The sequence below is a fragment of the Agrobacterium sp. ST15.16.024 genome, assembly GCF_027956545.1.
In the GTDB taxonomy this organism is placed as follows: Bacteria; Pseudomonadota; Alphaproteobacteria; order Rhizobiales; family Rhizobiaceae; genus Agrobacterium; species Agrobacterium cucumeris.
The window spans coordinates 147,086-169,995 of the sequence record NZ_JAQKGO010000007.1 but is presented as its reverse complement, the minus strand read 5'-3'; the positions used below and the strand labels follow the sequence as shown (position 1 = coordinate 169,995).

General features: G+C 60.9%; 18 protein-coding genes. 4 read left to right on the top strand and 14 right to left on the bottom strand.

Going from position 1 to position 22,910, the window contains the following annotated elements:
* Positions 1-13 precede the first annotated feature (13 nt).
* Positions 14-1,012, bottom strand: coding sequence for an ABC transporter substrate-binding protein (locus tag PL640_RS19665; protein ID WP_065116807.1), 999 nt, complete (start codon positions 1,010-1,012; stop codon positions 14-16).
* A gap of 240 nt (positions 1,013-1,252) precedes the next feature.
* Here PL640_RS19665 and PL640_RS19660 point away from each other — a divergent pair, with 240 nt between their 5' ends.
* Positions 1,253-1,999 carry a response regulator transcription factor gene (locus PL640_RS19660; RefSeq protein ID WP_142842006.1) on the top strand — a complete coding sequence of 249 codons (747 nt, stop codon included), beginning with the start codon at positions 1,253-1,255 and terminating at the stop codon, positions 1,997-1,999.
* The gene (locus PL640_RS19655) at positions 1,996-4,113 is read left to right on the top strand and encodes a sensor histidine kinase (RefSeq protein ID WP_142842005.1); all 2,118 of its coding nucleotides are present in this window, start codon (positions 1,996-1,998) and stop codon (positions 4,111-4,113) included. The genes PL640_RS19660 and PL640_RS19655 overlap by 4 nt, the downstream gene beginning before the upstream one ends.
* Before the next feature lie 30 nt (positions 4,114-4,143).
* Here PL640_RS19655 and PL640_RS19650 read toward each other — a convergent pair whose 3' ends face one another.
* From PL640_RS19650 to PL640_RS19590, 13 genes are all read right to left on the bottom strand, one after another.
* Entirely contained in the window at positions 4,144-4,755 is a 612-nt protein-coding gene (locus PL640_RS19650) for an ankyrin repeat domain-containing protein (RefSeq protein ID WP_271363155.1), read from the bottom strand.
* 125 nt (positions 4,756-4,880) lie between these two features.
* Positions 4,881-6,692 carry an ABC transporter ATP-binding protein gene (locus PL640_RS19645; RefSeq protein WP_271363154.1) on the bottom strand — a complete coding sequence of 604 codons (1,812 nt, stop codon included), beginning with the start codon at positions 6,690-6,692 and terminating at the stop codon, positions 4,881-4,883.
* A gap of 4 nt (positions 6,693-6,696) precedes the next feature.
* Entirely contained in the window at positions 6,697-8,481 is a 1,785-nt protein-coding gene (locus PL640_RS19640) for a gamma-glutamyltransferase family protein (RefSeq protein ID WP_271363153.1), read from the bottom strand.
* A 21-nt stretch (positions 8,482-8,502) separates the two neighbouring features.
* Positions 8,503-9,375, bottom strand: coding sequence for an ABC transporter permease (locus tag PL640_RS19635; protein ID WP_174030041.1), 873 nt, complete (start codon positions 9,373-9,375; stop codon positions 8,503-8,505).
* 10 nt (positions 9,376-9,385) lie between these two features.
* Positions 9,386-10,333, bottom strand: a complete 948-nt coding sequence (locus PL640_RS19630; RefSeq protein ID WP_006311351.1) for an ABC transporter permease — start codon at positions 10,331-10,333, stop codon at positions 9,386-9,388.
* A gap of 67 nt (positions 10,334-10,400) precedes the next feature.
* The gene (locus PL640_RS19625; protein WP_174033654.1) at positions 10,401-11,909 is read right to left on the bottom strand and encodes an ABC transporter substrate-binding protein; all 1,509 of its coding nucleotides are present in this window, start codon (positions 11,907-11,909) and stop codon (positions 10,401-10,403) included.
* A gap of 78 nt (positions 11,910-11,987) precedes the next feature.
* Positions 11,988-12,788, bottom strand: a complete 801-nt coding sequence (locus PL640_RS19620; protein WP_271363150.1) for a FadR/GntR family transcriptional regulator — start codon at positions 12,786-12,788, stop codon at positions 11,988-11,990.
* Positions 12,789-12,923: 135 nt separating this feature from the next.
* Positions 12,924-13,790: an aldose epimerase family protein gene (locus PL640_RS19615; protein WP_271363149.1), complete on the bottom strand. Its 867-nt coding sequence runs from the start codon at positions 13,788-13,790 to the stop codon at positions 12,924-12,926.
* Positions 13,777-14,964: a galactarate dehydratase gene (locus PL640_RS19610; RefSeq protein WP_142857958.1), complete on the bottom strand. Its 1,188-nt coding sequence runs from the start codon at positions 14,962-14,964 to the stop codon at positions 13,777-13,779. The genes PL640_RS19615 and PL640_RS19610 overlap by 14 nt, the downstream gene beginning before the upstream one ends.
* A 44-nt stretch (positions 14,965-15,008) precedes the next feature.
* The gene (locus PL640_RS19605; protein WP_271363148.1) at positions 15,009-16,733 is read right to left on the bottom strand and encodes an ABC transporter ATP-binding protein; all 1,725 of its coding nucleotides are present in this window, start codon (positions 16,731-16,733) and stop codon (positions 15,009-15,011) included.
* A gap of 8 nt (positions 16,734-16,741) precedes the next feature.
* Entirely contained in the window at positions 16,742-17,866 is a 1,125-nt protein-coding gene (locus PL640_RS19600) for an ABC transporter permease (RefSeq protein ID WP_271363147.1), read from the bottom strand.
* Between the two features lie 9 nt (positions 17,867-17,875).
* Positions 17,876-18,862: an ABC transporter permease gene (locus tag PL640_RS19595; protein WP_142841996.1), complete on the bottom strand. Its 987-nt coding sequence runs from the start codon at positions 18,860-18,862 to the stop codon at positions 17,876-17,878.
* Between the two features lie 122 nt (positions 18,863-18,984).
* Entirely contained in the window at positions 18,985-20,934 is a 1,950-nt protein-coding gene (locus PL640_RS19590; protein ID WP_271363146.1) for an ABC transporter substrate-binding protein, read from the bottom strand.
* Between the two features lie 302 nt (positions 20,935-21,236).
* On the opposite strand from PL640_RS19590, the gene PL640_RS19585 reads away from it, so the two are divergent.
* Positions 21,237-21,956, top strand: coding sequence for a FadR/GntR family transcriptional regulator (locus tag PL640_RS19585; RefSeq protein ID WP_046801252.1), 720 nt, complete (start codon positions 21,237-21,239; stop codon positions 21,954-21,956).
* Positions 21,957-22,011: 55 nt separating this feature from the next.
* On the top strand, positions 22,012-22,893 hold the full coding sequence (locus PL640_RS19580) for an SMP-30/gluconolactonase/LRE family protein (protein WP_271363145.1): 882 nt from the start codon (positions 22,012-22,014) through the stop codon (positions 22,891-22,893).
* Positions 22,894-22,910: the final 17 nt, after the last annotated feature.

The window sequence follows — 22,910 nt, the reverse complement described above, 5'->3', positions numbered from 1 at the left end:
GTTTTCTGACCCCCTACTGGGTCTGGCTCGGGTGGATTTCGCTGTCGAAGCGGCTCAATAACCGACTTCGCTCTTCAGGTTGGCCAAAAGTGGCAAAATCGTAATCCACCATCTTGATCATCGATATATCGGGTGCGGTCAGCGGCAATGTCGCCCGGGCATTGGAAGGCACCTGGTTCTGGCCGGCCGCAGCCCCGGTCGCCTGCCCTTCCGGGCTCAGCGCAAATTCCACGAAATCCTGCGCAAGGGCCGTATTGCGGTTGCCCTTGACGATGCTGACCGCGCCGATCTCGTAACCGGTGCCTTCGCAGGGGGCGACGATGACCAGCGGAAATCCTTCGATCTTCTGGGTCACCGCGTCATGCATGAAGGAAATCCCGATCAGCACCTCGCCCCGCGCCGCCGCCTTGACGGGCGCTGCACCCACCTTGGTATAACCCACGACATTCTGGTTCAGTTTCGTCATGAAACCGAAGGCCTCCTCCTCGCCAAACAGCTGGACCAGCGTGGCGAGCATGGTGAAGGCGGTGCCGGAATAGTTCGGATTGCCGGTCAGGATATGGCCGCGATAAATATCCTTGGCCAGATCCTTCCAGCAGGTGGGAGCCGGCAGATTGTTTCTGGCGAGCAGTTCAGAATTATAAGCGAAACCCAGCGCCCCTGCATAAATGCCGGCGGACCTTGATCCGGACATCGCATAAAAATTCTGCGCCCAGGGCAACAGATCCTGCGGGTGCCGCGGCTGATATTCGTCCAGCAGCCCTTCCGAGCCGGCCTGCAGATGGGTATCACCGGTGCCGCCCCACCAGACGTCGACTGTCGGGTGAGAGCGTTCGGCACGAATCTGGTCGAGAATCTCGCCTGTGCTCCTGCGAACCATCGAAATCTCAAGGCCGCTTTTTGCCTCGAAAGCCCGCTGCATGGCCACGCACCAGGCCTCGTCGACGCCGCACAGGACGTTCAACTTCGGCTCGGCCATGCCATGCCCTGCGCCGCACAGCCATAAAGCCATGCTCGCCGCAAGTGCGGTCAATCGTTTCACTTAAAGCCTCCCTGCCTGGAACCTCCCCGTTCCAGTCTCCACCAACAGCATGTCACATTCGGCCCGTACCGCAATCGAAGAATGGTTACCAATCTTTCACCGCACCGCCGAACAAGATTACAGATATTACAATTATGACAGGGTAGATAACCAGCGAGCCTTTGAAGATCGCCGCAGCCGCGCCTATGATGACGGCGGGAGGAAGATGTAGTGCTTAATCAGAAGGTTCGCATTCTGATCGTCGAGGACGATCCTGATATGGCCGAGCTTATCTCGGACCTCGTCGAGGCCGAGGGCTGGCTGCCCACCTGCGCCCGCTCCGCCGAGGAAGCGGACGAGATACTGGCGCGGGACAGGATGCAGCTGGTGCTCGTTGACCATAATCTGCCCGGTACATCCGGCCGCACCTTCGCCCAGCGGCTGCGCGGCAAGGTCGATAGTGATATCGGCATTGTCATGGTCACGGCCGCCGGCAGCGCCGCCGACCGGGTTCTCGGTCTGGAAACCGCCGCCGACGATTATGTCGTCAAACCCTTCGAACCCATCGAACTGACGGCGCGGATCAAGGCCGTGTTGCGCCGGACGATTCCCTCGCTGAAACAGGACAAGGACAGCGAGCGTGATCATGGCCGCACGGCCCTTCGCCTCGGTGACTGGGCGATCGATCTCGATGCCCGCCGGGCCGTCTGCCTCGCGGATCGCAGCCGCACGCTGACCAGCGCCGAATTCGCGCTGCTGGAAATTCTGGCCGAAACCCCCAACCAGCCCGTCAGCCGCTCGCAGATCCTCGACCGGCTGGGTTCGGAAAGCGACCGTTATATCGACCGCAATGTCGATGTGCTGGTGCTGCGGCTGAGGCGCAAGATCGAGATAAACCCAGACCTGCCGCGCCATATCAAGACGCGGCGCGGCAAGGGATATGTGCTCCACACCGATGAGGGCGAGCTTTCCCCGTGATCAGCCGTTCCTTCCTTTCCTCGATTGCCTTTCGGCTGCCCTTTGCGATCGTCTTTACCTGCGTCCTCGTCTTCAGCCTGTCGGCCATCGCCATCTATGGCCTGCAGCGCGCCCGCGATGAGATGGCGGCCTATGGCTTGCAGGCTTTTTCCAGTCTCGCCAAGGCGTCGCTGGTCTCGCGGCAGGTCTCCGATCTAGTTTCTAGCGCACCTTTCCTGATGAATGCCGCCTCGCCCTATCGCGTTTCCAGCGAAAGCCGCTCCGTCGTCCAGCAGGTCGACCTGCTGCTGGAAATGACCGGGCCGGGCAGCGGCGAACGGGCCGCGCGCGGCTTTGCGAGCGAACGCATCGTTGAACTGCTCCAGCTTATCCGGGCGCAGACGCTCGATCTTGCGAAGGATGCCGATGCCGCGCAGGCGCACAAGGCGGAAGCGGCGGCGGCGCTCGGCGAAATCGCCACCGGTCAGGGCATCCTCGATCCGGAACTGCGCCGGCGAATGAACGGCATCGTACAGGCCGCATCCGCATCCGACAGTCTTTTCCAGCTGGGCGAACTGCGCCGCCGTTATGTCGCAGAAACCACGGCCCGCCAGCAGGGTTACCCCGGCGAGCGGCTGCCTCTGGCCGAAATGCAGCCCTATGAACGGGTCTTTGCAGCCCAGAGCCGTTATCTCCTCGAAATGTTTGCCATCCGCGCCTCGGTATCGCGGCTTCACACCGTGTCGCGCGATCTTTCCCATGTCACGGAAACCCAGGGCGATGCGGTTGCCCGCAGCCTGAACGAAGACCTGATCTCCACCTCCGATGCGCTCAGCCGCCTGCTGGTCATCGTGGCCGTCGCCTCCCTTCTGGTTCTGGTGGTGGCGATCCTCTCCATCCGCTCGGTGATGCGGGTGTCACGCGGGATCGCGGCGCTCTCCAATGGCATGAATGCGCTTGCCAAAGGCGAAAAGGATGTCGGCCCGCCCTCTTATAGCGGCTCGGAAACGGAGTTGATCCGCCTGCTCGACGCATTCCGCGCCTTTCACGACAGCGTCGACCGCGTCTCGCGCCTCAGGCGCACGGCGGAAGCGGCGGCCCGCACCATCCGCTCCACCTTCCGCAACATGAATGAGGGCATAGCACTGTTTGATGCAACCGGCCGGCCGATCACCATGAACCGCCGCATCATCGAACTGGTTGGGCGCTCCGGCTCGTCGCGAAAACTGCCGATTCGTCGGTTTGTCGAGCCGGTCCCGGAAATCGATCCCATGCTGCTGCCCTTCGAGAGCGAAAAGGGCGAATTGATGGAGCGCGCCGTCGTGCGCCACCGCACCACGGACGAGCGGGTAATCGAAGTATCGATGTCGCGCCAGCCGGATGGCGGCATCGTGCTGCTTGCCCGCGACGTCACAGCACTCGACCGGCAGGAGGCGGAAGCCGTAAAGGCCCAGCGTCTGGACGGCATCATGCGCATGACCCACCAGGTCAGCCATGAGGTGGGCAACATGATCGGCATCATCACCGGCAGCCTTGGCCTGCTGGAGCGCGAGGCGGGCTTCAACGACCGCCAGAACCGCCACATTGCCCGCATCCGCAAGGCAGCGGATCGCGGCCGGTCTCTCGCCAGCAGCATGTTGACCATCGGCAGCCAGCAGCCGATCCATCCAAGCTCAATCAATGTCGCCAACCTGCTGCGCGGCATGGCCGATATTCTCGAGATCGCGGTCGGCCCCAAATGCCGGATCGCGCTCGATCTCGACGACAATCTTCCCACAATCCCGCTCGACCCGGCGCTTTTCGAGCAATCCATCCTCAACCTCTGCCTCAATGCGGCGGCTGCCATGCCTGATGGCGGTCTGATCTCGATCGAGGCGGCCTGCGAAAAGGATGCACTGGTGATATCAGTCACCGACGAAGGCATCGGCATGACGCCGGAGGCGGTGGACAAGGCGTTCGAGCCCTATTTCACCACCCGCGGGGACCATGGCGGCGCGGGCCTTGGCCTTGCCATGGTCTATGGTTTCGTGCGCCAGAGCGGCGGCGAGGCGCATATCAGTTCCAAGCCCGGTGAAGGGGCGAAGGTGCAGCTGACATTTCCGGCAGGCACCGGGCTGGCGCAAAGGTCGGCCTGAAGCGGCTTCCGCGCCCGGCCAGGCGGCCGGTCAATCCTTCGCGCCGGCGGCCTCCAGCAGTGCAACGATTTCCGTCAGCCCTCTTTCGCGGGCATGGGAAAGCGCGGTCCTTCCATCAAAATCCTTCACCGCAACGTCAGCGCCACCGGCAAGAAGCGACCGGACGATCCGCTGCGATACCGCCCCGCCATCTCTCAGGATTGTGACTTCAAGCAGGGCCGTCCAGCCGAGCCGGTTGACGTGATCGACATCCACACCGGCTGCAAGCAGCATATCGACAGCTTCCGGATGCCCCTTTTCTGCGGCTGGAATGAGGGCGGTACCGCCAAAGCGGTTGGTACTTTCAAGATTTGCACCCTTTTTCAGGATCATCCGCAGAATTTCGGTTCTGCCCTGTGCACCCGCCACCAGAAAGGGGCTGTCTTCGATATTGTCGCGGGCATCGACATCGGCACCGGCATCGAGAAGCAGGCGCGCCGCCGCCGCGTCGTTCTGCCAAACGGCCACCAGCAGCGGCGTCTGGCCCTGCGCGTTCCGCTCTTCGGTGGCGCCACTGTTTTTCAGCAGTTGTTCAAGCCGCACGTGATCCTTCGCCGTTACCGCTTCCAGAACGGCAGCCTGAGCATTTGCGCCAAGGGTCATCATCAGCACTCCACATAAAACCAGTCGTCGCATCACCACCTCGAAAGAATGCCGGCACCGGTGGTGCGGGCAGCACCATTATTCCAGACGACCGGCATTCGCTTCAAGACCCGCTTTTTGCCGCCTCAGGCCACCTGAACGAAATGGCCGGGTGAAACGGTCCTGTAAGTCCGCTCCGGTGTTTCATAACCCATTGCCCGTATGGGGCTTTTCAGCTCGTCATTGGAAACGCTGCGTCTTATACCGCGCCGCGCCGGATCGGGTACCGGCACCGCCGCCATCAGCTTTTTCGTATAGGCATGTTGCGGATTGTCGAAGACCGCCGCCCGCGGGCCGATTTCGACGATCTCGCCGAGATACATCACCGCGACGCGATGGCTGACGCGTTCCACCACCGCCATGTCATGCGAGATGAACAGGAAAGCGAGGTTGAGGCTCTGCTGCAGGTCGAGCAACAGGTTGCAGACCTGCGCCTTGATCGAGACATCGAGCGCCGAGACGCTTTCATCGGCAACGATGACCTTGGGATCAAGCGCAAGCGCCCGGGCGATGGCGATGCGCTGGCGCTGGCCGCCGGAAAATTCATGCGGGTAGCGGCCGGCCATATCGGCCGACAGGCCAACCTTTTCCAGAAGATCGGCGGTCTTTTCCTTCGCCTGTTTCGTAGTTCCCAGCCTGTGCTTGATGAAGGGTTCGGAAATCGCCGTGCCCACCGTCATGCGCGGATTGAGCGAGGAGAACGGGTCCTGAAAGATCATCTGGACGGATTTGCGCATGTTGCGCAGGCCGGTGGTATCGAGCCGCATTACATCGTAGCCATCGAGCGATACATCGCCGGACGACGGCTCCACGAGGCGCATGATCGAGCGGCCGGTGGTGGATTTTCCGCAACCGGATTCACCGACCAGCGCCAGCGTCTCACCCTGAAACAGATCGAAGGAGACGTTTTCGACGGCATGAACCGCACCCGTCTGCCGCGCCAGCAGGCCGGAGCGGATGGGGAAACGCGTGACAAGGTTCTTGACCGACAGGACCGGCGTCTGCCCGCTCGCCACGGTCTCGGCCACCTCCTGAGGCTCGGTTGAAAGACCGGTTTTCATGTCGAGCACCGGAAAACGCGTCGGCCATTGCCGGTCGCGCATCGAGCCGAGCTTCGGCACCGCCGAAAGCAGCGCCCGCGTATAGGGGTGCTTGCCGCGTTTGAATATCTCCTCGGTCGGGCCGGTCTCGACCTCGTCGCCGCGATACATGACGATTGTCCGGTCGGCGATTTCGGCCACCACGCCCATGTCGTGGGTGATGAAGAGAACCGACATGCCCTCCTCTTCCTGCAGCAGCTTGATGAGATCGAGGATCTGCCCCTGAATGGTGACGTCGAGCGCCGTCGTCGGCTCATCGGCGATCAGCAGCTTCGGCCGCGAGGCGAGCGCCATGGCAATCATCACCCGCTGGCGCATGCCGCCGGAAAACTGGTGCGGATATTCGTCAAAACGGCTGGCCGCATTGGGAATACGCACCTTTTCCAGAAGCCGCACCGTCTCCGCCCGCGCCTCCTGTTTCGAAAGCCCCTTGTGCCTGATGAGGACTTCGGAAATCTGGCGGCCGATGGTGAAGATCGGATTGAGCGAGGTCATCGGCTCCTGAAAGATCATCGAAATATCGTTGCCGCGCACACCGCGCATCTCTTTTTCGGAAAGCGCCAGCAGATTGCGCCCATTGAGCAGCACTTCGCCTTCGATCCGGCTGGAGGAAGGCGCAAGCAGACGCATGAGCGACAGGGAAGTGACGGACTTGCCGGAACCGGATTCGCCGACAATCGCAACGGTTTCACCGGGCGCAACATCGAAGGAGACGTTGCGCACGACGCTTTTCCATTCGTCATCAACGAGAAAGGACGTGGTCAGGTTACGGACGGAGAGGACGGGTTTTGTTTCCATGGTCTCACCGCCCCACCGCATAGGCCTGCATCAGCCGCGGTGTCGCGGCGGCGCGCAGCAGGCCGTCCACATCGCGCCTTGCTGCTGTCAATCGCCCGACCGACCAGGCATCGGCAACCGTGACCCGGTGGCCGCGACGGCGAAGCTCATCGAGCGTCGCCTCACCCGCTGTGCTTTCCACCATGATTTCACCCGGCGAGCTGGTGCGCGGATAAAACGAGCCCGGAAAATGCGAGGTGTGGAACAAAGGCATGTCGATGGCCGCCTGCAGGTTCTTGCCGTGATGGGCATAACGCAGGAAGAAAGGCAGTTGCCACTGGTCCTGCTGATCGCCCCCCGGTGTGCCGAAGACCATCGAGGGCCGCCCCTGATGCAACGCAAGCGAGGGCGTCAGCGTGGTGCGCGGGCGTTTGCCCGGCGCAAGCGAGGTCGGCAGGCCTTCCTTCAGCCAGAACATCTGGGCGCGGGAATTGAGTGCGAAACCGAGGCCCGGCACGACCGGCGACGATTGCAGCCAGCCGCCCGACGGCGTGGTGGACACCATATTGCCCCAGCGGTCGATGACGTCGATATGCACCGTGTCACCGCGCTTCTCCGTCAGGTGCGACATGGTCGGCTCGTAGACGGTGCCCTTGCCGCTCATCTCGGCCAGCATGGCCATGGTGGCGTCCACCTGATTTTCGTACCCAGGCACGGTGCCGGGGCGTAGTTCCAGCGAGGCCTCGCGGCCGATCAGCGCCCGGCGTCCGGCATTATAACCCTCGGAGAGAAGATATTCCGTTGGTATCTGACCAAATTCCGGGTCGCCGTAATAGACCTCACGGTCGGCAAAGGCGAGCTTCATGGCCTCAACGATGGTGTGGATGAAATCAGGCCCGGACGGGTCCATGGCGGCAATGTCGAAGCCCTTCAGAAGCGCAAGTGATTGCAGCAGAACCGGACCCTGTCCCCAGGCGGGCGTCTTGGCAATCGTCCAGTCGTGATAGTCGAGCGTCTGCGGCGCTTCGACGGTCGCGCTCCACCCGGCCATATCCTGCGCCGTCAGCACACCCTTGTGCCGTGCGCCGCTGGCATCCATCACTTCCGTCGTCTTTACGTAACTGTCTATAGCTTCCGCAACGAAACCCCGGTAGAAGGCATCGCGCGCCGCCTCAATCTGGTTTTCGCGGCCGGTGCGCGCTTCGGCTTCGGTGATGATCCGCTGATAGGTCGCAGCCAGAACCGGGTTACGGAAATTGGCGTGAGGCTCGGGAGCCGCGCCGCCCGGCAGCCATGTCTCATGGGATGTCGGCCATTCCTTCTCGAAGAAATCGGCCAGCCCCTTGATGGTGGCGGAGACACGCGGCAGCGTTGGATGCCCCTGCTCGGCATAATAGATGGCCGGTTCCAGCACGTCGCGCACGCTCATCGTGCCATAGTCGCGCAGCATCAGCATCCAGCCATCGAAAGCGCCGGGAATGACGGTGGCGAGCAGCCCGTCGCCGGGGATCAGTTTCAGTCCTTCGGAGGTGTAATGTTCGATCGTCGCACCGCTCGGGGCCGGGCCCTGTGCGCAGATGACTTCCACCTTGTCCTTCTGCTTTGAATAAAACACGGCCGGCATATCCCCACCGGGGCCACAGAGATGCGGCTCGACAATCTGCAGCACGAAGCCGGTGGCGACGGCGGCGTCGAAAGCATTGCCGCCCTTTTCGAGAATGGCCATGCCAACGGCCGAGGCGATCCAGTGCGTTGAGGTGACGACGCCGAAGGTGCCAAGAATTTCAGGGCGTGTGGTGAATTCAGTCATTCCGATATTCCTTGTAAAAAATCATGCTTCGCGCGGATCGAGCGCGTCACGCAGGCCATCACCCAGAAGATTGAAACCGATAACGACGAGGAAGATGGCGATGCCGGGCCACATCGTCATCCACGGCGCCTGGCTGAGGAAATTCTTCGCGGTGTTCAGCATCGAACCCCAGGACGGCGCCGGCGCCTGCTGGCCGAGACCGAGGAAGGAAAGGCTCGCCTCCGCGATGATGGCGGTCGCCACCGTCAGTGTCGCCTGCACGATGATCGGCGCAAAGACATTCGGCAGGATATAACGGGTCATGATGTCGATGTGGTTGAGGCCGATCGACCTCGCGCCTTCGACATAATCCTCCATCTTCACCGCCAGCACCTGCCCGCGCGTCAGCCGCACGAAGATCGGCATGGCGGAAAGGCCGATGGCGATCATCGCATTGGTGAGGCTCGGGCCGAGGAAGGCGGCAAGCGCGATCGCCATGATCAGGAAGGGCATGGCGAGCAGCGCTTCGGTGATGCGCGAGATGACCATGTCCACCCAGCCGCCGAAATAGCCCGAAATCAGGCCGAAGGGCACGCCGATGACCACTGCGATCATCACCGAGACGACACCTGCCATCAGCGACGCACGGGCGCCATAGATCATGCGCGAAAGAATGTCGCGGCCGAGATCGTCGGTGCCGAGCCAGTGCGCCGCCGATGGCGCCTTTCGAATGGCCGACCAGCTGGTCGCAACCGGGTCGGCAATCGGCAGGATCGGCGCGGCAATGGCAAGCACGGCGAAGAACAGCACGATGACCATGCCGACAAGCGCCGACTTGTTGCGCTTCATTTTTTTCCAGGCGCGGCTTTCCTGCCGTGTCGCCGGTACGGATAGGTTTTGATCGAGAACGGTCATGATATCAGCCTCAGATGGTCGCCCTGAGGCGGGGGTTGAGCAGGACATAGGCAATGTCGGCCAGAAGGTTCATGAGAATGAAACCAACTGCGGTGCAGAGCACGATGCCCTGTACGACGGCATAATCACGGGTAAACACCGCATCGACCGTCATCTTGCCAAAGCCGGGAATGGTGAAAATCTGCTCCGTCAGGACCGCGCCGGCCAGTAGTTCGCCGAAGAGCAGCGCCAGCAGCGTGATGACCGGCAGCAGCGCGTTGCGGAAACTGTGCGACAGGATGATCTCGCGCGGCGAAAGCCCCTTGGCCCGGGCGGTGCGGATATAATCGGAACTCAAGACCGCCACCATCGCCGAACGTGTATGACGCATCAGCGTTGCCGCAAGCGCGTTGCCCAGCACGAAGGCCGGCATGATCATGGTTTCGATGGAACGGACAGGGTCGACGAAGATCGATTCATAACCGGATGCCGGCAGCCAGCCGAGCTTCACCGACACCAGCAGGATCAGCATGATACCGAGCCAGAAATTCGGGATCGAGAGGCCGGAAAGCGCCACGATATTGGCCGTGTAGTCGATCCACGTATTCTTCTTGACGGCGGCCAGAATGCCGATGGGAATGCCGATGACCATGGCAAAGAACATCGCCATGACAGCCAGCTGAATGGTAACCGGCAGCTTCTGGCCGATCAGTTCCAGCACCGGCTGGTTGGTGCGCAGCGAAATGCCGAAATCACCCGTCACCACGCCGCCCAGCCAGTTGAGATATTGCAGCGGCACGGGGTCGTTGAGGCGATATTTCTCGCGCAGGAATTCAATCGTCGCGGGATCGCGTTCCTCACCCGCCATGGCAAGAACCGGATCGCCCGGCAGGAGTTTCTGCAGCGAGAAGACGAAGATGGAAATGATCAGAAGCGTCGGGATCGCGACCAGCAGTCGCTTGCCGATATAAACAGGCATGGCATTGCCCCCGTTTGAGTCCGGTGCTGGGGGCCGCACGGCAAGCCGTGCGACCTGTTCAAAGCTGTCAGTCCTTGGAAACGCCGAGAAGGCGGATCATGCCATCGGGCGATGGCGCCCAGCCCTTGACCTTGTTGGAAATGGCATAGGCATAGGGCTGGTGGCCAAGATAGATGATCGGCATGTCATCGTTGAGGATGACGCTTGCGGCATCGTATTTTTCCTTGCGCACCGCATCTTCGGTCGAGGCGCGGGCCTCGTTCAGCAGCTTGTCGACTTCAGGATTGCAATATTTCACATCGTTGATGCCGCCCTTGCAGGTGACGAACTGGTGCAGGTTGCCATCGGGATCAATGCGCCCCGACCAGTCGGAACGGCTGAGCTGGTAATTGCCCGCGGTCTGTTCGGACAGCAGCGTCGCAAATTCGGTCGCCTTCAGGGTGACGTTGAAACCGGCCTCGGCCACCATGGACTGGATGACCTGCATCATCTGCGTCTGCGTGGTGTTGTTGGCGTGCTGAAGCTCGACGTCGAGCTTCTCGTAACCCGCCTCCTTCATCAGCTGCTTGGCCTTGTCGATATCGCGCGGCGGCACCGGCAGGCTCTGGTTGAACCAGGGGCTCGTCGGCGGGAAGGCCTGATTACCACCCTTGGAGGTGCCTTCAAAGACGATCTGGCCGATCGCCTCGCGGTCGATGGCATAGGAGAACGCCTGCCGCAGGCGCTTGTCCTTGCCGAGCGGATTATCCGCACGCGCGCCATTGTTCATGTTGACATACATGGCCATGTAACCCGGCCCGATTATATCGGCATAGGTCAGCTTGGAATCGTTCCTGACGGATTCCGCATCGGATGCCGAAATACGTTCGGCAATATCGAGGTCGCCGGCGCGAAGGTTTGCAAGCTTCACGGTCGTATCGGGGATCGGCAGATAGACGACCTTGTCGACGAGGATCTTGTCCTTGTCCCAATAGTCAGCGAATTTCTCGAGCACGATACGGTCCTGCTGGATACGCTCGACAAATTTGAACGGCCCGGCACAAACCGGTTTCGAACCAAAATTCGCGCCCAGTTCCTTGGCCGCCTTCGGTTCAACGATCATGCCGGCGCGGTCGGAAAGCTGCGCCAGCAGGGTAACGTCGGGCGTCTTCAGCGTGAATTTCACCTCCAGCGGTCCCGTCGCCTCAACCTTCTCGACGGAGGACAACTCGCTTTTGCGGCGCGATTCCGGCAGCGTCATATTGCGCTCGATGGTCGCGACCACGGCAGCCGCATCAAGCGTCTCGCCATTGTGGAACTTGACACCATCGCGGATTTTCATGGTCAGCACCTTGCCGCCTTCGGACCAGGCCCATTCGGTGGCAAGCTGGGGCACGATCTTCATGTCCTGCGAGATATCCACCAGCTTGTCGCACATCGCGGTGTAGACGATGCGGCCAACGAAGGTGCGCGATTGCGCGGGGTCGAGCACATCGGCATCGTCATTGAGACCGATGCGCAATTCGGAAGATAGCGCCGGTGCGGCGAGCAATGCGCTTGCCAATAGCGCCGCAGTCAGTGTCTGGATCTTTTTCATGTTCGTTCCTCTGGTCTGGTTATTTTGACTTTTTGTCATTGGCCGCCCCTTGCGGGACGACAGTTTTCATCCGTGGCCTCAGGAGGCCTCGGTCAGCGAATTATCGGCCTCAACCGCATTGCCCTCCCCGGTGTTTTCCTCCAGAAAGCCGAGCGAGGTGGCGCGGATCAGCCTTTCCTGATGCATGAGAAGATGCTGGCGCATGGCTTCACCGGCGCGCGCCGGATCACGGTCGGCAATGGCTTCGACAATGGCCATATGCTGTTCGAAAGACGCCCTGCCATTCGTGCCGCTGCGCCGGGCAAGCTCGCGGATCGACTGCCATGCATCGTCCTGGCGAATGCGGTTGACGACATCGAAGATCGACAGGAAAAGCTTGTTGCCGGCGCTCTGGGCGATCTGGCGATGGAGCGAGCCATCCCATAATTCCTTGGCGTCGGCATCCGTGCTCTGGCCGGTCTTTTGAACTAGCGCGCGCATGCGCTCCACCTCGGCCGGTTTGGCGCGCATGGCCGCAAGCTGCGCCAGCTGCGGTTCTATGCGCAGGCGCACTTCCATGATTTCCATGAAATCCGTTCCAGCGACCAGTTCCGTGACCTGGGCGGACCAATCATCCGGTTTTTCACCCACAAAGGTTCCGGCCCCCTGCCGCCGCCAGATCAGGCCTTCGGCTTCCAGAACCTCCAGCGCCCGGCGGATCGACCGGCGGCCGACGTTAAAAGTCTCCGCAAAGGCCCGTTCCGTCGGCAGACGCCCATCCCTCGCGAGATGATTCGCCTGAATATAGTCACGTAACCGCGCCAAGGCGTAGTTGGAATTGTCGTTAGGGCCTGCTGCCACGCCGCACCATTTGTGTGAACCAATCTGATATTGGTTCATTTGGTGAGAAATTTTTGCCGACGTCAAGCGCATTTTTGAGCGACGATTTTTCACGCTCAAAATATGGGCATGTGGCGTTTTTTTGAGAGTGAAGTGCGATGCAGGCGCATGACGTTCTCACCTGCCCTGTGCTCCTCAAGGCCCGATGGAAAGCCGGATGCGTCCCGACAGACGCTCTCCGGGCGGGATGATCCTGACACCAAACACTTCCTGCTGCGTCTCCGGCACGCCAAGCGCTCCGGCGGCCATGGAAACGGGCTCGAGGCAAAGATAGCGGTCCATGCGGTGAACGGCGAGATGGCCAAAAATAGGATCGGCCTCGATCCGCAGCGAAAACCTGTCAAATTGCACATGTGCATTTGACCAGTCGGTATAATGCAACGTGTATCCCGTTGCGGCGGGAATGGCGGTGTTGTGGCGAGGGACTGCCGGCTGGCCGGTCGGCACGTTCTGCGGGTCCAGCAGATATTGCAGTCTGGCATCCGTGCGCGCGTCGCAACCAAGGCCGGCGGCCAGATAGGGATGCCATCCGAGCGCCATCGGCGCGGGCACGTCCGCCAGATTGGTGATCGACAGGTCCACGGTGAGGCCAGAGTCTTCAAGCAAAAAATGCTGTTCGGCGCGGAAGGAAAAGGGCCATTCCCCGTCAGCCTCATAGTCGAGTACCAGCCCGGCCCGATCGAAATCCAGATCGGAAATCTCCCATGTGCGCCGGTGAGCAGGTCCATGCATGGCATCCGGCGCGAGCGCGGGGTGTGGCAGGAGGTCATGGCGGATGCCGGCATGAATGAATGAGCCGCCATAAAGCCGGTTGTGATAAGGAAACAGCGGGTATGCGCCGGCGCGCGGCCAGTTGAGCGGCTCGAAACCCTCCTCGCTTGTCGGCACCAGAATATCGCCGTGGTCTGCATGGTGCAGATGGGTCATCCTGCCGCCCCATGCGGGGCGCAGGCGGGCCGACAGCGGCCCGCAGCTTATCGCAACCGTTTCAGGCGAAGGCATAGGATCCGTCAGGCCGTTTCGGCACCCGTCTTTGCCAGTGAACATAACCATCTTCCTGCATGGCTTTTTCATCCATCTCGACACCCCAGCCGGGGCGATCCGGCCTCAGTTCCAGATATCCGTCCTTCGGCAGATAGGGGTCGACGACATAACGGGTTTCATCCTCGCGTTTTTCCAGATCGGTACCGCCATAAACGTAGCATTGCCCTTTCGGCAGCCGGTATTCGAGAATACGGAAATTCTGCTGGGCGGCGGAAAAATGCACATTGACGGCGGTGGCGAGCGGCCCCATCGGGTTATGCGGCGCGATGCTGACGAAATGAGCTTCCGCAAGCGTGGCGATGCGACGCATCTCCGAAATGCCGCCGACGACGCAGATGTCGGGCTGGATGATATCCGCACCCTTTACCTGAAGAAGGCGTAGGAACTCGTTGCGATTATACAGACTTTCTCCCGTTGCCAGCGTGCAGTTCAGCCCCTGTTTCAGGTCTCCCCACATCTCGATGTTTTCCGGACGCAACGGCTCCTCGAAGAACAGCGGATCGTAAGGGGCAAGCGCGTTGCCGAGCTGGCGGGCGGCTGCGGGTTCGAAAATCTTGGCATGGGCATCGAAGGCGATATCGTAATCGGGCCGCACGGTCTCGCGAAGCGAGCGGAAATATTCGGCAGAACTGCGCACCACCTCACCCCAGCGATGCGCGTGGATATCGAGGCGCCACGGGCTGAGCTTGAAGGCCGTGAAGCCCCAGTCCTCATTCAGACGATCGAACTCTTCCTTTGCAGCCGGCGCGTCCGGAGCCGTGTAGACCCCGGCATAGACCTTGATACGGTCGCGCACTTCACCGCCAAGCAGCTTGTAGACCGGCACCCCCGCCGCCTTGGCGGCAAGGTCCCAGAGGCAATGGTCCAGCGCCGAGATGGCCGAGAGACCGAGCGCGCCGGGCGGAAAACGGTTTTGCTGCAGAAGGAGATTGTAGAGATATTCAACCCGCGTCGGGTCCTGCCCGGCAAGGAAGCCGTAGAGGTAATCCAGCAACGGCGGCAGGGCGAGATCCGGGCCGTGATTGTAACATTCGCCCCAGCCGGTCAGACCGTCATCGGTATCGAGAGCGACGACAACGCGGGGACGGTCCTTGTCGCGGGTGACGAACACCCGCATGCGATCGATTTTCATGCTTTAGTCTTCCTCGTGAATTGCAGGATGCAACGGCCGCGACGTTATCGGGCCGCAACCCCATTCTTGATCTCGGATGGCTCGACATAACGGAACCTTCGGGTGCGATCCCGGTCGCGTGGGTCGGGGCGCGGAATGGCGGAAAGAAGCGCCTGCGTATAAGGGTGGTCCGGCGCGTTGCAGACCTTTTCCGCCTCTCCCACTTCCACCAGCTTGCCGCGATACATCACCCCGACGCGGTCGCACATGTATCTGATGACGCCGATATCGTGGCTGATGAAGATGTAAGCGAGCCCCAGCTCGTCCTGCAGCCGCATGAGCAGATCCAGCACCTGGAACCGCACCGAAACATCCAGCGCCGAGGTCGCCTCATCCGCCACGATGATGCGCGGCTTCAGCGTGATGGCGCGGGCGATGCCGATGCGCTGGCGCTGGCCGCCGGAAAAGGCGTGCGGGTAACGCTCACGTCCGGTCGGATCCAGCCCCACCTGCTCCATCAGGGCGCAGACGCGTTCATCCAGTTCCCTGCCCTTGGCAATGCCGTTGACCAGCAACGGCTCGCCGATCACCTGCGCCACCGTCATGCGCGGATTGAGTGAGCCGAACGGGTCCTGGAAGACCATGCGCAATTCGCGCCGCGCGGCTTTAAGCTCGGCACCTTCGATTTTGGCCAAATCGACCACCGTGCCATCCGCCCGGCGATAGCGCATTTCGCCGCTGGTCGGATCGTAAAGGCGCATGATGGAGCGGCCCATCGTGGTCTTGCCGGAACCGCTTTCGCCGACGATGCCGAGCGTCTCGCCGGGCAACAGCTTGATCGAGACGCCATCCAGCGCCTTCATCTCGCCGAAATGCATGGAGAGGTCGTTGACCTCCAGGATGGGCGCTGCGGCAAGATCGAGCGGCGGGCGGGCAAGCCGGATTTCCGCTTTCTGCTCCAGTTTCAGCACCGAGCCGATCAACATGCGGGTATAGGGGTCCTGCGGGCTGTGGAATATCTGCTCGACGGTGCCATATTCCTTGGCAACGCCGTGATGCATGACCAGCACGTCATCGGCAATCTGCGCCACCACACCCATGTCGTGGGTGATGAACAGCACCGCCATGCCATGCGCCTTTTGCAGCCGCGATATCAGGTCGAGGATTTCGGCCTGTGTCGTCACGTCAAGCGCCGTCGTCGGTTCGTCGGCGATCAGAAGCTGCGGCTTGCAGGCCAGCGCCATGGCAATCATGGCGCGCTGGCGCATGCCGCCCGAATACTGGAAGGCGTAACGATCCAGCGCCTTTTCAGGATTGGGAATTTCCACCTGCCGCAACAGCTCGATGGCCTCGGCCCGCGCCTGCGCCTTGCTCATCTTCAGATGCAGCCGCAGCACTTCGGTGATCTGGTCACCCACGGTGTGCACGGGTGAAAGCGACGACATCGGCTCCTGAAAGATCATCGCGATATCCGCACCGCGTACCGAGCGGATTGCCCGGCTGCGCGGATCGAGCTTTGCGAGATCCAGCGACGTGCCATCGGCGCGGTTGAGGATGATCGACCCGGACGCGATGGAGCCGGGGCTGTCGATGATCTGCAGGATCGAGCGGGCGGTGACGGACTTGCCCGAACCGCTTTCGCCGACAACGCAGAGTGTCTTGCCACGATCGATGGAAAAAGACAGATCGTTGACCGCCCGGAATACCCCGTTTCTGACCGGAAATTCGGTGACCAGATTGCGGACTTCAAGCAGCGGCTTTGCTGGCTTCATGGAGAGAATATCGCTCATCCGGGGCCTCACTTGTTATAGGGGTCGGCTGCGTCGCGCAGGCCGTCACCGAGCAGATTGAGCGCCATGACGGCAACGACAACAGCGACGCCGGGCAGGAACAGCCAGGGTGCGGTTGCGATCGAGCGGATGTTCTGAGCCTCGCGAAGCAAAACGCCCCAGGAAATCGTCGGCGGCTGAAGGCCTAGGCCAAGGAAAGACAGCGAGGTTTCCGCAAGGATCATCGCTGGAACCGCAAGCGTGACCGAGGCGATGATATGGCTCGAAAAACTCGGCAGCATGTGGCGGAAGATGATGCGCCCTTCCGGCACGCCATCCAGCCGGGCCGCAGCCACGAACTCTTCGGTTCTGAGCGACAGGAAACGGCCGCGCACGACGCGGGCAAGCTGCGCCCAGCCGGTCAAGGACAGGATGATGGTGATCATCATGTATTGCAGCGTCGCCGGCCAACCCTGCGGCAGCGCGGCGGCCATTGCCAGCCAGATGGGAATGGTGGGCAGCGAGAGCACGAAGTCGATCACGCGCTGCATGACGAAATCGATGCGTCCGCCATAATAACCGGAGATGCCGCCGAGAACGACACCAAGCAATAGCGAGAAGAACACACCGACAAGACCGATCGACAGCGAAATCTGCGACCCCTGTACGACGCGGCTGAAGACATCACGGCCGAGACGATCCGCGCCGAAAAGAAACAGCGGCCGCGTCTTGTCGGTAGAAGCAAGCAGATGGATATCCGTGGTGAACAGGCCGAACACGGAATATTCGTAACCGCGACCGAAAAGCTGGACCGGGATTTTCGTCGCCGTATCTTCGACGAACACCGCCGCCAGTGTCTCGGGATTGCGGGTCAGCTTCAGCGGATAATAATGCAGCCCGAGCGAGAAACCTTCGGTCGTATCGATGAAGTGGACGCGCTGCGGCGGATGGAAGGTGGCGCGGGCATTCTGCAGCACCGGATCGTTGATGGCGAAGAAGCCCGGCACCAGCGCGACGATATACATGGCGATGGTGATGAACAGGGCGGCCATGGCCAGCTTGTGGCGCTTGAAAGCCCACCAGATAAGCTGCCACTGCGAAGCGACGGCGGCGCGGTCCTGCCGGGCATTGGTGGTCATAGTGATATCGCTCATGGCGCCCTCCTATTCGAGACGGATGCGCGGATCGACCAGCGCAAGCAGGATGTCGCTGATAAGCGAACCGATCAGCGTCAGCGCGCAGATCAACAGCACGAAAGCGCCGGCGAGATACATGTCCTGCGCCATCAACGACTGCAGAAGCAGCGGTGCGGCCGTCGGCAGATTGAGCACGATGGCGACCACCACAGAGCCCGAAATGAGATTGGGCAGCAGCCATGCGATGGTGGAAATGAACGGGTTGAGCGCAATTCTGAGCGGATATTTCGTCAGCAGCTTGAACTCGGACAATCCCTTTGCACGCGCCGTGGTCACATAGGGCTTGGGCAATTCGTCCAGCATATTGGCGCGCATGACGCGGATGAGGCTGGCGGTGGAAGACACGGCAAGGATGGCGACCGGCAGCCAGATATGGGCCATCAGGTCGATCATCTTGGCAATGCTCCAGGACGCCGTTTCATATTCCGCCGAAAACAGCCCGCCGACATCAGCCCCGAACTCCACCGCCGCCACATACATCAGCACCAGCGCCAGCAGGAACGACGGTATGGACAGGCCGAAAAAGGAAAAGGCGGTGAAGAGATAATCGCCGATCGAATATTTGCGCACGGCGGAGAAGACGCCGATCGGAAGAGCGATGGCCCAGGTGGCGAGAAGGCTGGCGACGGCCAGAACCAGCGTCAGCGCCATGCGCTCCCAGATGAGGCCGGAAACCGGCTGCTGCCATTCGAACGAAATGCCGAAATCACCGCGGCTGATGATGCCCCATATCCATTTCAGATATTGCACGATCATCGGGTCATCGAGACCGAAGCGTTCACGCAGCTGCGCCGCCGTATTGTGGTCGATGACCTCGTTGGACGCGGCCAATGTGGCGATATAGGTCGTCACATAATCGCCGGGTGGCAGCTGGATCAGGACAAAAGCAAGGAAACTGACGGCAAACAGGGACGGTATCATCCACAGCAGGCGTTTTACGATAAAAAGCAGCATGTCGTTCTCGCAATCACATTGGACCGCACCCGCCGCCTTCCAACCTGGGAGACGGATTGTGGGCGGTGGAAACAACCTGAGAGGCGTCGCCGCGATGAGGCAGCGACGCCCATATGGTGGTGTCAGCTTGTGAAGGTGAACTGTTGCGGCAGCGCCGGGCCGGGATTGGGCCACGACCAGCTGTCGGGTTCGGTCTCGGGCACGTTGCGCAGATTGTTGCGAATGATGCCGAAACCACCGACAGCAAGGCAGAGGCCGATCGTCTCGAACTCTTCCGCCGCGATATCGAAGATTTCCTTCATCTTCTCACCGCGCTTGGCAAGGTCGGCCGTTGAACGCGCCTCATCGAACAGTTTGAAGCGTTTCTTCTGGCTTTCCGGCGGCTCCTCGCCCTTCTGGCCGTTGGACGTATACCAAAGCGCCCATGGAATGGCGTAACGCGATCCCTGCGGGTGGAAGGCGAAGAAATCGCGCGGATCGAGCATTGGATCGAGGCCACCCGGGCCAGGCCAGACCGCCGCATCATGGGCGTTGTCATCGCCGCGCGTGTAATAGAGCGCGCGTTCGATGGTGTTGACCTTGATATCGACGCCGATCTGCGCCCACTGCGCCTTCACCAGTTCCAGCGCATCGACCAGATCGGGATAAAGCGTCGGGATGACATCGATGGAGAAGAAGATCGGCTGGCCGTCGGGACGAAGCCGCATGCCATTGCCGTTCTTCTTGTCGTAACCGGCCTTGTCGAGAAGTTCATTCGCCTTGGCGGCATCATATTCGGTGTACTGGCGCCCCAGCTTTTCATTGTACCAGGGGTGGGTCGGGCGTGGCCCGGCCTGATATCCCTCGCTCTGGCCGAAATAGACGATGTCGATGATTTCCTGCCGGTTGAGCGCAATGGACAGCGCCTGGCGGAAGGACTTGTCGGCAAACATCTTGCGCATTGCCGGGTCTTTATGGGTGATGTTCAGGTAAATCTGGCACTGCTGTGAAGCAGACGGCACCAGCGTCAACAGGCGATAATCGCCTTTTTTCATGTTCTGCGACAGCGTCGGCTTGTTGGCGAGAACGCTGATATGGCGCTCCTGAATGTCGATCTTGCCGGAAATGACGTTCAGCATCAGCGATTCGACATCCTGCGAGATGCCGAAATTGACTTCGTCGATGTAAGGAAGCTGGTTGCCTTCGGTATCGACCTGCCAGAAGTAAGGGTTACGGGTCATGACCACGCGGGTCGCGCCGCCGGAATAGGGTTCCTTCACCACCCACGGATCAAGTGTCGGCTTGTCGACATTCGACCAGCGCGACGGGATTTCGATATCGCCGCACTTGGCGCGGAACAGCTCCGTCCAGCTGGATACGCCAGCTGCCTTCACATCGGCATCGAGCGAGGTGTTGTATTTCGGCAGGAACTTGCTGCAATAGTGCTTGGCAAACAGCGTCGGATGCTGGCCGAGCGGTGTGGCGAGGTTCTCGAGATAGAGGGCATTCGGTGCCGCGAATTTGAACCTTACCGTGAAATCATCGATCTTTTCGACGTCGACGGCCTCACCCGCAACGGAAAGCTGGGCCGGGGTGGCGCTGTAAAGCTCCTTGTTCTTGATGCAGTCCTCGATGGCAAACACCACGTCATCTGCGGTGAAGGGGTGGCCGTCCGACCATTTCGCGCCCTGCAACAGATGGAAGGTGAACTGCGAGGCGTCGTCATTGACCTCCCATTTCTCGGCAAGGTTCGGCAGAACTTCGGTGAAGTCCATGTTCCAGCGCACCAGCCCCTGGTTGCCGACCATGCGCAGAATGCCGTTATGGTCCGACGAACCGCGCAGGCCGCGGCGCAATGTACCGCCATAGGTGCCGATCTTTTCATGCGGCGTCACCACCATTGGATTTTTCGGCAGGCGCTCGGCCAAGGGCGGCAGTTTGCCGTCTTTTACCAAGGCAGCCAGTTCCGGCGCTTCCTTGCCGGTGGCGGCCCGCGCCGAAGTCCCGATGACGGAAAGGGCGGCGACGCCGCCAAGCCCCGCCATAAAGGTCCGGCGCGTCACGCCAAGCGAAAATTTATCCCCATCGCGCATCGATTATCCTCCCAAAAAATCACCGGCAGCAAAACAGCCTTCACTGTGTCGCAGCGGCCCTCCCGGCCAGCCAGCACGCCGATCCTCCACCGGCAGGGGCAGACCATATGGGCGTTTTCAGATGATTACAAGTATTGACAGCTTTTTACATATTTTTTATTCGTAGAGCGATTTTCGAAGACAGGTTCGACGATAAAGATCGGAACGGCAGCGCTCCACGCTGATAAAACCCCGGTATTTCTGTTGCGGATGACATACAGGAAACCGTTCAACTTCAGCGATTTGCAACGAAAGGTGTGCTGATGGACAATACGACCACATCGTCGGCCGCACGCGGCGAGACCCGGCTCAGCGACATCGTCTACGAAAAGATCGTCGGCATGATTTCGGACGGGCGATTTCCCATAAACGAGCGGCTACCGTCCGAACAAAGCCTGGCTTCGTTGTTCGGGGCTTCCCGGCCGGTGGTGCGCGCAGCGCTGGAGAGGCTGCGCAATGACGAGCTTATCGTTTCGCAAAAAGGCTCCGGCTCCTATGTGCGCCAGCAACCCGACTCTTCTGTGTTGCAGCAGGTGCCGGTCGGGTCACTCGCCGACGTGCAGCGCTTCTTCGAGTTCCGGGCAGGCCTTGAGGCCTCGGGAGCCGAACTTGCGGCGCGCAACTGGCAGGCGGCCGACAAGACGCGGATCGAGCAAGCCATCGCAGCGCTGGAACAATGTCTCGAGCGCAACGATCTTGGCGCAGAGGAAGATTTCGCCCTGCACGAAGCCATTGCCAGGGCTAGCCATAACCAGTTCCACATCACCGTACGCATCTGGTTCAAACCACATTTCGCCATTGGCCAGTCGGTGACACGCAGTCTCAGCCTCAAACGTACGCCGCAGCATGTGCGCGAAGTGCAGAACGAGCACACCGCCATCGTCGAAGCGATTTTTGCGCGCCACGAGCAGGCGGCGCATGACGCGATGAAAGACCACATCCTCAAAGCCCGCGCCCGCATGTTTCAGGGCGTCGGTGGCTAGACCGATCCCGCAATCTTAAGAGAACGAGGCCTGAAAGGGCGATGGAGAATAATCAGTGAGCCAGCCGCGCATCATAGAACCGAAACTCCGTCCCCTCGTCGATACGCCTTTGAAGGTTGGCGAATCGCCCGCATGGGACGAGCGGACGGGCAATCTGTGGTTCGTCGATATTCTTGCCCCGGCGATTTTCCGCCTGCATCCGGACGGAAAGCTGGACAGGTTCGACATGCCCGCCCAGGTGGGCTGTCTTGGTCTGTGTGACAATGGCCTTGTTGTGGCGGGCCTCAAGACGGGCGTGCATCTGCTCGACCCCGCAAGCGGCAGGCTCGACCTTCTATGCGACCCCGACGAAGGACGACCCGACAGCCGCCTCAATGACGGCAAGGTTGGCCCGGACGGGCATTTCTGGGTGGGAACCCGCGACGAGGCCGCCGTGCCTACAGGCAATGCACGCCTCTATAGGGTAGCACCTGACGGCGGCATCGAGCGTATCATCGACGGCAATATGTTCACATCAAACGGCCTCGCCTGGAGCCCGGATGGAAAGCGGATGTATCATTCCGACAGCAGCGGGCTCATGTATCAGGCATTCGATTTCGATGTCGCAACCGGCAGGCTCGGCCCGGCCGAACGCCTTCACAATTTTGCGCCAGAGGAAGGCAGGCCGGATGGCGCGGCGACCGATAGCGACGGCTGCTACTGGAGCGCCGGCGTTCAGGGCGGACGGCTCAACCGCTTTACGCCTGAAGGCGAATTGTTCGAGATCTACACGCTGCCCTTCAAGGGGCCGACCATGCCATGTTTCGGCGGTCCGGACCTTAAGACGATCTATCTCACCAGTCTGGTGACCGAAACCGACGGTGTCTCCACGGCCGGCACCGTCGTTGCGTTCGATGCGCCTGTCGCCGGCACGCCCGTTCACACATTCTCCATCTGAGACGCCCTTTTACCTTG